This is a genomic window from Saccharothrix longispora (assembly GCF_030852425.1).
GTDB lineage: Bacteria > Actinomycetota > Actinomycetes > Mycobacteriales > Pseudonocardiaceae > Actinosynnema > Actinosynnema longispora.
Window position 1 is genome coordinate 80,813 of record NZ_NSDM01000009.1, and the last position, 13,719, is coordinate 94,531.

7 protein-coding genes are annotated in these 13,719 nt (G+C 77.1%); 5 read left to right on the forward strand and 2 right to left on the reverse strand.

From position 1 onward, the window contains the following. Positions 1 to 2 precede the first annotated feature (2 nt). The 5 genes from CKY47_RS21225 to CKY47_RS21245 are packed head-to-tail and all read left to right on the forward strand — an operon-like array spanning position 3 to position 11,976. Positions 3 to 857 (forward strand): DUF4132 domain-containing protein, encoded by an 855-nt coding sequence (locus tag CKY47_RS21225; RefSeq protein WP_306747670.1) that lies wholly within the window; start codon positions 3 to 5, stop codon positions 855 to 857. Then, positions 854 to 5,638 (forward strand): hypothetical protein, encoded by a 4,785-nt coding sequence (locus CKY47_RS21230; RefSeq protein WP_306747671.1) that lies wholly within the window; start codon positions 854 to 856, stop codon positions 5,636 to 5,638. The genes CKY47_RS21225 and CKY47_RS21230 overlap by 4 nt, the downstream gene beginning before the upstream one ends. After that, complete coding sequence (locus tag CKY47_RS21235) at positions 5,635 to 6,780, forward strand: ATP-binding protein (protein ID WP_306747672.1); 1,146 nt, start codon at positions 5,635 to 5,637, stop codon at positions 6,778 to 6,780. Before CKY47_RS21230 ends, CKY47_RS21235 begins: the two co-directional genes overlap by 4 nt. Further along, on the forward strand, positions 6,764 to 10,201 hold the full coding sequence (locus tag CKY47_RS21240; protein WP_306747673.1) for a DUF5682 family protein: 3,438 nt from the start codon (positions 6,764 to 6,766) through the stop codon (positions 10,199 to 10,201). The genes CKY47_RS21235 and CKY47_RS21240 overlap by 17 nt, the downstream gene beginning before the upstream one ends. Further along, positions 10,198 to 11,976 (forward strand): hypothetical protein, encoded by a 1,779-nt coding sequence (locus CKY47_RS21245; protein ID WP_306747674.1) that lies wholly within the window; start codon positions 10,198 to 10,200, stop codon positions 11,974 to 11,976. The genes CKY47_RS21240 and CKY47_RS21245 overlap by 4 nt, the downstream gene beginning before the upstream one ends. Before the next feature lie 24 nt (positions 11,977 to 12,000). On the opposite strand, the gene CKY47_RS21250 is transcribed toward CKY47_RS21245, so the two are convergent. Next, complete coding sequence (locus CKY47_RS21250; RefSeq protein ID WP_306747675.1) at positions 12,001 to 12,840, reverse strand: type II toxin-antitoxin system PemK/MazF family toxin; 840 nt, start codon at positions 12,838 to 12,840, stop codon at positions 12,001 to 12,003. Positions 12,841 to 12,907: 67 nt separating this feature from the next. Then, positions 12,908 to 13,690: a GntR family transcriptional regulator gene (locus tag CKY47_RS21255; protein ID WP_306747676.1), complete on the reverse strand. Its 783-nt coding sequence runs from the start codon at positions 13,688 to 13,690 to the stop codon at positions 12,908 to 12,910. Positions 13,691 to 13,719: the final 29 nt, after the last annotated feature.

Below are 13,719 nucleotides of genomic sequence, written 5' to 3' on the forward strand. Positions count from 1 at the left end.
CCGTGGGCTGGCTGGACGCCGCATCCGGGTACCAGGTGCGGCTCGGGGAGAACGGGCGCGTCCAGTGCCGCAACGGCAAGGGCAAGCTGCTCTCCTCCGTACCCGCTTCGCTGAAGGACGACGCGCAGGTCGTGCGGTTGCGCCAGCTCGCCGAGTGGCTGACCCGTCACGAGGCCGAGTGCCTGGCCGCGGTGGACGGCTGGATGACGCGCTCGCTGCCGGTGCCCGTCGCCCTGGTCGCGGAGGCGTGGGCGGACGCGGCGTGGGCCGCGGTGCTGCGCGACCTGGTGGTCACCGCGGGCGACGAGACCGGGTTCCTGCGCGACGCCGACCCGGAGCGCGGGCTCGGCGTGGTCACCCTCGACGGCGAGACCGCGCGCGTCACCGCCGACGTGGTGCGCGTCCCGCACCCCGTGCTGCTGGACGACCTGGAGGAGCTGCGCGAGTTCGGCGCGGAACTGGGCGTGGAGCAGAAGGTGCAGCAGCTGTTCCGGCAGACCTTCGACCGGCCCGAGCCCGCCTCCCGGACCGGCAAGTCCTCCGTGGACGACTTCTCGGGCGGGAAGTTCCAGCAGCTCAACCACGCGCTCGGCCGGTGCCGCACGCTCGGCTACCCGGTGCGCGGCGGCTCCGCGGTGTACTCCGCCTTCGAGGACGGGCGGGTCGTGGAGGCCCGCTACTGGCTCGGCTCGGACTACCCCGAGGGCGAGACGTGGACCGGCGAGCTGCGCTGGGCGCTGGAGGACGGAACCGCGCTGGCCCTCACCGACGTCGGACCCGTCGCGTGGTCCGAGGGGATGCGCATGGCCTCGGCGATCCACGCCGGGCGCGTCGTCGAGGAAGCGGTGCCCGCGTGAACGAGAAGCAGCTCATCGCCGCCGGAGCCGTCCTGCCCGGCGTGGTCGCCCCGGGCGAGGACCGGGACACCGTCACCGCCCGCCACTACACCCACCCGGCCCTCGACGACCGGGTCGTGGTGCGGCTCGTGCCCGCCGTGCTCGGCGGGGTCGAGGACCTCACCTGCGAGTACCTCGGGTTCGACGCGCCAGTGCGCACCGCCGACGTCGGCACCGGCCGCCGCAGCGCCCTCGGCTTCCCCGCGTGGGCCCTGGTCAACGACCCCGCCAACGCCCACCACGCGCTCAACCTCGTCAAGGACGTCGAACGCCTGGCGCGCACCGCGAAGTCCCGCGCCGGCGCCGCGAAGGACGGCTTCACCGTCCTCGGCGACATGCTCGGCCGCTCCGCGCCGCACTTCCTGCCCACCTTCTACGAGCAGGCCGGGCGGATCTTCCTCCAGCACGGCAACACCACCTACGCGGCGAGCATGTTCGGCAAGGCCCGCGAGGCGGAGGAGGTGCACGACCTCGCCGTCGACCCGGAGCGCACCCGCGAGGTGTTCCTGGAGTTCGCCTTCGCCGGCGCGCTCACCGCGAAGGCGCTGTCCGCGCACGCCAAGGGCCTGGCCCGCAAGCACGACGCCGACGCGGCCTACGAGCTGTTCTTCACGCTGTGCGTGGAGCGCACCCGCGGCGGCCTGCCGCCCTACACCGGCATGCCCGAGGACCTGCGCCGGTTGGCCAAGGCGGCGAAGCGCGTGCTGCGGGAGGAGGACGAGCGCCTGCTGCGCGCCGTGCTGGACAGCACCGCGATCGGCAGCGCGGGCGCCGGGTTCTGGAAGTCCTACCGCGACTCCCTGGTCGCGCTGGCGCTGCGCGAGCCCGACGTGCGGGCGCGGCTGCTGGAGTTCGTGCCGGACTCGACCGCCGCGCTCGACACGTGGTTCGACGTCCTGGAGGGCTGCGGCGCGACCGGGGAGCTGGTCGCGCCGACGAGCGGCGCGAACCCGGCCGAGTGGCTGTCGGGCGTGGTCAAGGTGCGCGCGTCGGGCTGGCGCGGCGTGCACCGCTCGACGACCCTGCTGGACCTGGCCGCGCGGATGGCGGACCGGCTGGTCGCCGACGGCGTGCCGGTGCGGGTGCTGCGGAACTGGCGGCAGGGCGAGCTGGACCTGCTCGACCTGCTGGTGGAACGCGGTGTCCCGATCGCCGACGTCGAGCGCGGCGGGCAGCAGCTGGACGTGGGGGACTGGGTGAAGGACGAGGAACCCGGCCGCCGCGACCTGGTCGCGCTCGCCGGTTCCGAGCGCTTCGGCCCGGGCCTGGGCCGGGGCCTCGCCGCCCACCTGCGCGCGCACGCCCGGTCCGTCACCGTCAACCGGGACGTCCTGCTGGACGCCCTCGCCGTGCCGGGCCTGCGCACCGCCCTGCGGGACTGGCTCACCGCGCGCGCCGCCGACGTGACCGCCGCCGGGCTGCCCGACCTGTACCGGCACCTCGACGAGCTGGCCCCGTTGCAGGTGCCCGAGGCGTACGTCGACGTGCCCGGGGCGGCCGAGGCCGTGGCCCGCACCGACGTGGCCGCCGCGCTGCACCGCACGCTGCGCGCGGGCCTGTTCGACGAGCTGGGCTGGCCCGCCCTGGAGGAGGCGGTGGGCCGGCTCCTCGACGGCGGGGTGAAGGACGAGCCGATCGCCATCGCCGGGGAGGGCTGGCCGGCGCTGGTGCTCTCCCGCGGCGACCGGTTCGTCGTCGTCGGCCCGGACGGCGTCCTGGCCGAGCACGTCTCGCGCATCCCGGCCGACCGGAGGCCGACCTGGCGCGACGCGAACGCCTCCTGGTTCGACGGCGTCCTGCTGGTCACCTGGCACGCCCAGGAGGGCGAGCTGGGCTACTGGAGCGACGCCCCGGAGCGGATCTTCGCGGTGACGGGGAAGGACCGGCACAGCTGGCGGCCCAACGTGCCCCACCCGTCGATCGCGCTGGCCGGCGGCGGCCGGTTCAGCGGCTCCCGGGTCGTGCACCCCGGTGACACGTCGCTGCCGCAGGCGCGCGACGCGCACGGCGACGGCACGACCGTGTGGACCACCGACCACGACGGCGAGCCGCGCTGGCGCGAGGTGGACCCGGCGACCGGCGCGATGGGCCGCGCGAGCAGGCCCCGGTTCCTGGAGGACTTCGCCGAGGACGGCGCGCGCGTCGACCTGTCCCGCTGCGACCTGCGCCCCGCCGCGCCCGGTACCGAGCGCAGCCCGCTGGGTGTCGCGGACGGCCTGCACGGCTGGCGCGTGCGCCGCGAGGCGGACGGCTCGTGGACCGGCGAGGGCGTCGACGGCCGCCGCGTGCGGCTGGCGAAGCGCGAACCCGTCGGCCTGCTGCGGCTCCCGGGCGCGCAGGTCGCGCTGACCGGCCGGGGCGACTCCGTGTCGTTCGAGGACGGTGACGGGACCGTGTGGGGGACGGTGTCCGCGATCGCCCGGCGACCGCCGTACGCGATGGGCACGCCGTTCGTGCCGCCCCTGGACTGGTGGCACGCCCTGCGCCCGCGCGACGAGGCGGGGTCGGCCGCGCTGCGCGCCGTCACCCGCGAGGCCGTGGAGGCGATGATGGCCGCCGCCGACGCCACCAAGCCGGTCGCCGCCGTCGACCGGTTGGCCGCGCTGCGACGCGGCGAGCACGACGAGTACACCCGGGCCATCACCGACGCGCTGCCCGGCCTCACCGACCCGGCCCTCGTCGTCGGCGTGTGCGACGTGGTCCGCCGCGCGGCCGAGGTCCGGCGTTCCTACCGGCGCTACGCCGAGGTCGCCGAGGCCGCCCGCGCGGTCGAGTCGACCTTCGCGCCGACCGGGCCCGCGGTCACCGAGACCGCGCTGCTCACCGCGCTGGACTGGATCGGCGAGCACTGGCGCAACTCCGACAACCGGACGCCGACCGCGCTGCCCGAGGTGCTGGCCGCGCTGGCCGCCGCCGCCGCCGATCCGCCGCGCGCCCGGCGCGCGCTGCCCGCCATCGACGGGGAGTCCTGGTTCAAGGCGCTGCCGCACCTCCCCGCGCTGGCCTACCGGGCTGCTTCCCCGCTCACCCCGGACGACGAGCGCGGACCGCTGGTGCAGGTGCTCCGCTGGGTCGCCGGCTCCGGCCTGGCCGACGCGCCCGGCCGCTGGCGCGTGGTCGCGGTGAAGGTGCCCGGCAAGCACGAGTCGCCGCACCACCGGCTCGTGCCCGCCGGCGACGGCTTCACCGCCCTGTCCGAGGTCAACTGGTCCTCCGACGGCAACCGCTACAGCGGCCTCCAGTACAGCCCGAGCGGGGACTTCGCGCTGCCCGAGGACTGGCGGCTCCTGTCCTCGGCGGTCGTCGACCACGGGTTCGGCGCGGAGCGGATCGGGCGGTTCGCGGACCTGCTCGCCGAACGCGGTCCGGCGCCGTGGTCGCCCGACGCGGTGGGCGCGCTCGTCGAGCGCACCGGCCTGAGCACGGCCGAGGCGATCGTGCTGCTGGCCGGCATGCCCAACGTCGCCCGGTACGGCAACACCCTGCTGACCACCGAGCAGCGTCGCCAGGTCGGCCTCTCCCCGGCGGGCGCCAAGGCGGGCAAGGACCGGCTGCGGCGGCTGGACCGCAACCTCCGGCTCGAACTGCTCGCCGCCGCGGTGCCCGCCGACCCGGCCGACCTGTGGGACCGCGGCCCGGACGTCGACGCCGTCGCCGCCCGGTGGGTCGCCGAGCACGGCCTGCGCACGCCCGTGCCGGACGACGTGCTGGCCGACGCGGTGAAGCTGCTCGCCACCGGCGGCGCGTCCGAGCACATCGCCGGCGTCGTCGACCCCGAGCGGACCGACTGGCTGACCCGCGACGCGGACATCCGCTGGAAGGACAACTCCCTGCAGGCGCACCGCCGGGGCGGGTTCGGTGGGCACCACCTGAACGTGGTCGCGCAGGTGCTGCTGTTCCTGGCGCACCGCCTGCCGGCCGGCTCGCCGCTGCGCGCGGCGCTGCCCCGGGCGCTGGAACTGGCCCGCGACCGCACCGAGGACCCCGGCTTCGCCGTGCAGGTCGGCCACTACACCTCGGCCGACGAGCTGACCGCGCTGCTCGGCGTCGACAAGCCCGCGCCGGGCGAGGTCGTGCGGCACCGGCCGTGGCTGGAGGTGTGCGGGGTCAACGACCACTACTGCCGCCTCGGCCTGCGCCCCGGCCTGCTCGCCGTCGGCGACGGCAAGCAGCTGGCCGCCGTGCTGACGACCACCGGCTCCACCTCCGTCCTCGACCAGCTCCGCCTGCTGCACGACGACTCGGTGACCGCCGCGTGCGCCGTGACCGCGCCCGAGGGCGTCGACCCGGCCGCGTACTTCCAGGACCCGACGGTGTCCGTGCCGTACCTGGTCGGCGAGGTCGCGGAGCGGTTCGCGCTGTCCGAGGACGCCGCCGCGCTCTACCTCCAGCTGCTGGCGCTGCCCGACCCGACCGACGCGAACGTGGCGCGGTGGACCGGGTGGAAGCCCGCCCGGTTGAAGAAGGCGCGCGCCGAGCTGGGCGCGACCGACCTGGTGCTGACCGCCAAGCGGGCCCGCGCCGGCCGGTCGCTGTTCCTGCCCGGCGGGTGGCTCGCGCTCGGCGCGCCGCACCTGCCGGTCGAGTCGTGGAAGGCCCCGATGTTCGGCTTCACCACCCGCCCGAGCTGGGTCGTCGTGCCCCTCGAACCGGTCGCCGACCTGTTCACCCGCGCCTGGCGTCGGGTGCTCGACGGCGACGCGCCCGCCTACGAGGAACTGAAGACCGGAGGACGCAGGTGACCACCGCTGCCCCGAGGCAGGTCGAGCCGGCCGAGGACGCGCACCGCGAGGAGCTGGCCTTCCTCGCCGCCCACGACGACGGCCCCCGCCCGCCGGGCTGGCGGCTCACCCCGCGCGCCGTCGTCACCTTCGTCATGGGCAGCGGCGACGCCCTGGCGCTGCCGAAGAAGGTCGCCGGCCTGCCGCAGCGGCTGGTGATCAGCCAGAAGTTCGTCGGCGAGCGGGCCCTGGTGGAACGCGCCGTGGTCACGCTCGCGGGCGAGCGCGGCCTGCTGCTCGTCGGCGAGCCCGGCACGGCCAAGTCGATGCTCTCCGAGCTGCTGGCGGCGGCCGTGTGCGGCAGCAGCCAGCTCGTCGTGCAGGGCACCGCGGGCACCACCGAGGACCAGCTGCGCTACGGCTGGAACTACGCGCTGCTGCTGGCCGAGGGGCCGTCACCGCGCGCCCTGGTGCCGTCGCCGGTGCTCACCGCCATGCGCGGCGGCGGCGTGGTGCGGGTCGAGGAGGTCACCCGCTGCCTGCCCGAGGTGCAGGACGCGCTGGTGTCGATCCTGTCCGACCGGCGCATCGCCGTGCCCGAGCTGTCCGGCACGGACGGCGCGACCGTGCACGCCGCCCCCGGCTTCACCGTGATCGCCACGGCGAACCTGCGCGACCGGGGCGTGTCGGAGATGTCGGCGGCGCTGAAGCGGCGGTTCAACTTCGAGGCCGTCGGGCCGATCGGCGACCTGGCGGCGGAGACCGACCTGGTGCGGCGGCAGGCCGATGCGGCGCTGCACCGCGTCGGTGCACCGTTCACGGTGGACGACGTCGTGCTGGAGGTGCTGGTCACCGCGTTCCGCGACCTGCGCAACGGGGTGTCGCAGGAGGGGTGGGCGGTCGAGCGGCCGTCCACCGTGATGAGCACGGCCGAGGCGGTGTCCGTGGCCACCTCGCTCGGCCTGGCCGACGCGTACTTCCCCGGCGACCGCGACCCGCTGTCCCTGCTGCCCGGGCACCTGCTGGGCGTGGTCCGCAAGGACGACCCCGGTGACGCGGCCCGGCTGCTGGGCTACTGGGACGGCGCGGTGCGGCGGAGGGCCGAGACGGGCGCCCGCACGTGGCGGCGGCTGTGGGAACTGCGCGATGTCCTCGACGCCTGACCGGTCCGCGCTGGAGCTGCTGGTCGGCCACCGCACGCCCCACCTGATCGGGGTGCGGCACCACTCGCCCGCGCTGGCGTCGGTGGTGCCCGCCCTGCTGGAGGCGTGCGAGCCGGAGGTGCTGCTCGTCGAGCTGCCCGCCGAACTGGGGGAGTGGCTGCCGCACCTGGCCGCGCCCGACCTCGTCGCGCCGGTCGCGCTGTCCGGCGCGCACCGGGACGGCGGCGCGCCCGCGTTCTACCCGTTCGCCGACTTCTCACCCGAGCTGGCGGCGATCCGGTGGGCGTTCCGGCACGGCGTGGAGGTGCGCGCGTGCGACCTGCCGCTGGCGCTGCGCGGCCCCGGCCACGGGGCGGGCGGGCGCGGCGCCGCGCCGTTGACCGACGCGCTGCGCCGCGCCGTGACCGGCCGGGACGGCGACGACCTGTGGGACCGGCTGGTCGAGGTCGCCGCACCGGGGCAGGAACCGGAGGCCGTGCGGCGGGCCGCGCTGTACGTCGGCTGGGCGCTGCGCGCGGACGCGGGTGACGTCGACCCGTTCGACCTGCGCCGGGAGGCGTGGATGCGGCGGGTCGTGGCGGAGGTGGGCGACCGGCCGTGCGCGGCGGTGATCGGCTCCTTCCACGCGGCGGCGCTGCTGTCCGGCGCCCCGGCGGAGGAGGCGCCGCCGGGGTCGGACGTGGTCACCTCGCTCGTGCCGTACGGGTTCGCCCTGCTGGACGAGCGGTCCGGCTACCCGGCGGGCATCCGCGACCCCGAGTGGCAGCAGGCCGTGCTGGAGGCGGCGGGCGACCCGGCCGCGATCGAGGCCGCCGCCGCGTCGGCGATCGTGCGGATCTGCGTCCGCGTCCGGGAACTGGGCCACCCGGCCGGTCCCGGCGAGGCGCGGGAAGCGCTGCGCCTGGCCGGGGACCTGGCCCGCCTGCGCGGCCTGCCCGCGCCCGGCCGCGGTGAGGTCGTGGAGGCGGTGCAGACCGTGCTGACCCACGCCGAACCCCTGGGCCGGGGTCGCGTGGTGGCCCGCGCGGCGGGGGACGTGCTGGTCGGCCACCGCACCGGCGTGCTCGCGCCGGGCACGCCGAGGTCCGGCCTGGCCCCGGCCGTGGAGGACCTGGTGGCGGACCTGCGCCTGCCCGGCCCGGGTTCGCGCGAAGCGGCGACGCTGCGGCTGGACCCGCTGCGGTCGGCGCTGGACGCCCGCCGCGAGGTGGCGTTGCGGCGGCTGGCCGTGCTGGGCGTGGCGTACGGCGAGGAGGCGGCCACCACCGGCGTGGGCGGCGGTGACGCCCTGAGCACCCGGTGGACCGTCGCCTGGACCCCGGCGACGGCGGCGACCCTGCCGGTGGCGGGCCTGTGGGGCGCGACGCTGCCGATGGCCGCCCTGGGGCGTCTGCGGGCGCGTCGGGCGCGGCGGGCGGAACGCGGCGGGCACACCCCGGCCGACGTGCTCGTCGACCTGGTCGACGCGGCCCGGTGCGGGCTGCCCGAGGTCGTGCACGACCTGCTGGGCGACGCGGCGTCGGTGCTGCCGTCCGCCGGGACGCTGCCGGAGCTGTTGGCGGCGTTGGACCTGCTGGACCGCCTGCGCGCCGGGCACCTGCCCGGCACGCCGGGATCGGTGCTGGACGCGCACCCGCTGCTGGCGGCGGAGCTGGAGACGGCGGCGGTCGCGCAGCTGGACGGCCTGGTCGGGTCGACGGACGTGGCCGACGCGCGGGCGCTGGTGGAACTGGCCCGGCGGCACGACGCGCACGGCACCGGGGTGCGGCTGGCGGCCTGCCTGCGGCGGTTGTCCGACGAGGGCGCCCCGCTGATCGCGGGCGCGGCCGGCGCGGCACGGGTCCTCTCGGGACTGCTGCCGGCGTCGGCGCTGGGCGAGCGCGTGGCGTCCTGGGTGGACGGTGCGGGCACGCCCGAGCGGCGCGGCGCGCTGAAGCTGGCGCTGACCGGCGTGCTGGCGGCGGCCGGTCCGCTGCTGGAGACGCCCGAAGCCCTCGACCCGCTGCTGGAGCGGGTCGAGGCGTTGGCGGACCGGGACTTCCTGGACCGCCTGCCCGCCCTGCGCGGCGCGTTCACCTCGATCGGCCCGGCCGCCCGGGCCCGGGTGCTCGCCGCGGTCGAGGAGCGGACGGGCGACCGGGTCGACGCCGCCGGCGTCCCGGACCCCGAACTGCTGGCGGTGTGGCTGGCGGCCGAACGCGCCGCGGCCGACGTCCTGCGCGCCCACGACCTGCGCGCCCACGACCTGCCCCGACCGGCCGTCCACCCGGGCTCCGAGGAGCCCGCGCCACCCGGTGCGCCGGTGGCCCCGGCGCACGCCGAGCGGGAACTGGCCGCGAGCGTGCGCTGGCGGTTGGTGCTCGGGGCGCGGGGTGACCGGCCGGCGGGCGCGGTCCGGTACGCGGCGGCCCTGGACGAGCTGTACGGGGCGGAGCGCGGGGAGGGCGCGGCGGCCGGGGGGCTCGGGGCCGACCGGTCGTCCCCGTTCCCCGACGTGCGGGAGTGGTCCGAGGAGCTGGCCGAGCTGTTCGGCGAGGGCGTCCGCGAAGAGGTGCTGGCCGCGGCGGCCGAGGGAGGGCGGCTGGAGGCGGCGCTGGAGATCGACCCGGCGTCGGTGCGGCCGTCCGTCGAGCTGCTGCGCAACGTCCTGTCGCTGGCCGGCGGGTTGTCCGAGCAGTCGCTGGCCAGGTTGCGGCCGCTGGTGGCGCGGCTCGTGCGCGAGCTGACCGCGCAGCTGGCGAACCGGGTGCGGCCCGCGTTGACCGGCATCCAGCTGCCCGTGCCGACCCGGCGGCCCGGCGGCAGGCTCGACCTGCCGCGCACGGTGCGCGCCAACCTGGCCACCGCGCGACGCGACGACCGTGGCCGGGTGGTGGTCGTGCCGGAGCGCCCGGTGTTCCGCACGCGCGGCCGCCGGTCGAGCGACTGGCGGCTGGTGCTGGTGGTCGACGTGTCGGGCTCGATGGAGGCGTCCACGGTGTGGTCGGCGCTCACCGCGGCGGTGTTCGCCGGGGTGCCCGCCCTGACCACGCACTTCCTGGCGTTCTCCACCGAGGTCGTCGACCTGACCGACCGGGTGGCCGACCCGTTGTCGCTGCTGCTGGAGGTGCGCGTCGGCGGCGGCACGCACATCGCGGGCGCGCTGCGGCACGCCCGCTCCCTGGTGACCGTGCCGGAGAGGACGATGGTGGTGCTGGTCAGCGACTTCGAGGAGGGCGGCCCGGTGGGGGCGCTCGCCGCGCAGGTGCGCGAACTGGTCACGTCGGGCGTGACCGTGCTGGGGTGCGCGAGCCTGGACGACACGGGCAAGGCGCGCTACTCGACGTCCGTGGCCGGGACCCTCGTCGCGGCGGGCATGCCGATCGCCGCGCTGAGCCCGCAGGAGCTGGCCCGCTGGGTGGGGGAGAAGGTGCGCTCGTGACCGTGCCCCCGGTGGCCCCCGCCGTGGTGGCGGACGTGCTCGACGCCCTCCCGCCGCGCCTGCGCAAGCGCGTGGACGCCGCCCTGGACCGGGCGGCGTCGTGGGCGGTCACGGCGGACGGCGACGCGGCGCGCGCGGAACTCGACGCCGAGACCACGCTCACCTGGACCCTGCGCGCGGGCGTGCTGGCGGCGGCGGACGACCTGTCCTGCACCTGCCTGCTGGCGCCGAAGTGCCTGCACCGGGGCATCGCGGTCGCCGCCGCCGAGATCGGCGACCCGGCCGACCCGACCGGTCAGGCCGATCCGGTCGATCCGTCGGTGTCGGCCGCGACCGGCCCCACCACCGACTCCACCTCCACCGACTCCGACACCGCCCTGGTACCCGTCACCGAGGAGCAGCGGGCGGCGGCCGGAGCGGTGTGGGAGGGGTGCTCGGCCGTCCTCCGCGCCGGCGCTTCCGGCAGCGGGGCGGTGGTCCGGGCCGGTCTGCTGCGCGCCGTCCACACCGCGCGGGTCGCCGGCCTGCACCGGGCCGCGTCGGCCGGCCTGCGCGTCGCCGCCGCGTTGACCGCCGCCCGCGCCGGCGACTCGTCGTTCGACCGCGAAGCGCTCACCGCCGAACTCGTCGACCTGATGCTCCTGTGCCACGACCTGCGCACCGGCATCGGCGATCCCGCCCTGCTGCGCGGCACCGCCCGGCGCGAGTACCGGTCGATCGGCGCCCTCCGCCTGCACGGCCTGTGCACGGAACCGGTCGTCAGCGCCTCCGGCTACGGCGGCGTCGTCACGCACCTCGTCGACGACTCGGGCCGGCTCTGGACGGTCCCCGCCGTCACCCCCGGCGGCGCGGAACGGGTGGCCGCCGCCGCGAGCGGTCCGGTGGCGGTCGGCGAGTCCGGCCTGACCCACCGCGCGCTGGGCCGCGCCGGGCTGCTCCTGTCCGGCGGCACCGCGTCACCCGACCACCGGCTCGGCGCGGGCAAGGCGGTGCGCGCGGTGGCCGCGAAACCCACCCCGTGGACCGACGACCCGCTCGCCCGCCACTGGGCCGAACCGCTGCCCGACCAGGTGCACCGCGCCTTCCACGCGCACACCGTCCCGGACACCCACCGCCCGGCGGGCGCCGACCTGCTCTTCGCGGAGGGCGTGGTGCTGGGCGCGGTCGGTCCCGCGCTGCGCTTCGCCACGGCGCACGGCGACCTGGACCTGGTCGGCCACACGGCCCTGGTCCGCGAGAACCTCGCCGTCCTGGCCGGTGCGCCCGGCCTGCGGCTCCGGGTCGTGGCGCGCCTGCTCCCCGACCGCCCGGGCACCGCCACCGCCCTCGCCGCGTCGGGCGACCTGGCCCTGCCCGACGACCTGGCCCACCACGTCGACCTCGGTCTGGACCGGCTCCAGCGCTCGCACGTCGCCGGCGGGGCCGCCCCGGACCTGCCGGCGCGCCCGGACCCGGTGGACCGCGTCCCCGCACCGCTGCGCCCGCTGGAGAACGTCCTGCACCGCATCACCCTCGGTGGTCGGGCGGTGGCCGCCGTGGCCTCCGCGCGCCGCGAGGTCGCCGCCCTGCGCGCCACGGGGCTGACCGCGACCGCGGACCTCCTCGCCGCCCTGGCCGCAGCCTCCCGCGACCGCGAGCGCGACGCGTTCGGCCGGGTGGTGCGCGACGCGGGGGAGGAGTTCCCGGTCGCCTGGCTCCGGGCGGGCCTGCACGTGCGGGAGTTCACCCGCGCCTCGGTGCTGCGGACGTGGCTGGCCGCGGTCGGGCGGGCGTGACGGGACCGGACGGGCGCGCCGGGATCAGGTGCGGGCGCCCCGGCGGGGACGGGGGGAGGTCCGCCGCGCCGCGCGCCGCTTCACGCTCGGCGTGTGCCGCTGGGCCGTGGCGCCCGGCGGGTACCGCTCCTCGATCGCGGCCCACGCCAGGTCGGGCGCGTCGCACACGTGCTGCCGGAAGTCCAGGTAGGACACCTTGACCAGCGGTTCGAGCTTGATCCAGCTCGCCTTCTCCGACCACGGGTGCCAGCCGGCGGGCAGTGCCAGGTAACCGGGCCGGTCGCCCTGGTCCACGCTGGTGACCTTGAGGACGTACGCGTGCCGGGCGAACGTGCTGACCACCACGCACGGTCGGTCCTTCGCCCGCTGCCCGGCCTCGTCGTACGACCCCTCCTCGAACGGCACCAGGGCGGACCAGACCTCGCCGCGCTCCGGCCGGTCGGCTTCGCCCCGCCAGACCACCGCGCCGCCGCCTCGCGACGCCCCGGGCGCGCCCAGGGCCCGGTCGAGCAGCCGCGACCCGATGATCCACACCCACAGGAACGCCAGCACGGCGGAGATCCGGAACGGGTCCACCTCGTGGACGCCGAGGTGCATCGGGTCCATCGCGTACCACGTCACCGCGCCCGACAGCGCGAGCAGCACGACCACGCGCGCCGCCGCCCACCAGGGCCCGAGCCGGACCCGCCGGTGCCGCAGCACGACCCACACCGCCGCCACCGGCGCGACGCACGCGTTGATCAGCAGGAAGTCGTTCCCCGCCAACCGGTCGGGATCGTTCCGCGACATCCACAGGTACACCGCCGGCAACGACAGGTACCCGGCGGCCATCCACTGGGCGACGAGCTTCCCGATCCACCGCACCACGCGCTCCTCCCGCGGCAGCCGCCGTCGCGGTGAGCCGTACGTCGTGTCCCGTGTCCGGGGCACGTTACCGCTCGGGACCGCGCGTCACGTGCCCGTAGGAAAGATCGGTCCCCGTCACCGCGCGCTCCGCGGTGATCACGGTGTCGTCGCCCACCAGCAGCGCCCGGTCGTCGACCAGCGGCACGTCGTCGTCACCCCGGCTGAGCCGGCAGCTCAACAGGGCCGGCGAGCCGGGGGAGCGGTCCAGCGACGCGGCCTCGGCGTCGGTCAGCGCCACCGCCCGGATGGTCTCGCTGGCCCGCCGCACGGGCGTGCCCAGCTCGTCCAGCAGCCGGTACAGCGACCGGCCGCCCAGCGCGTCCACGTCGATCCGCGCGCCGACGGCCGCCGGCAGGTACGAGGTCTGGAGCACCAACGGGCCGGCGGACGTGCCGCGCAGCCGCTCCACGGCCAGCACGGGCGCGTCGGCGGGCAGGCCCAACCGACCCGCCACGTCGGCGGGCGCGGGGACGACCGAGGCGCCCAGCACTTCCGTCGACAGCTCGATGCCCTGTTCCACCAGCTCCTGGGACAGGCTGCGCAGACCGGTCAGCCCGTAGGAGAACGACGGCCGCCGCACGAACGTGCCCACGCCGTGCCGGGTCTCCAGCAGGCCGTCCGCCTCCAGGGCCTGGAGCGCCTGCCGGACCGTCATGAGCGAGACGTCGAACTCCTCGGCCAGCTCCCGCTGCGCGGGCAGCGGCGTCCCCGGCTCGTAGTGCCCGGCCTCGACGCGCTCCGCCAGCACCCGGTAGATCGCGAGGTACTTGGGCACGCGGCCCCGGAACCCGCGGTCGTTGCGCTCCACGCCACTCCCGACCCGTCACACCCGACTCG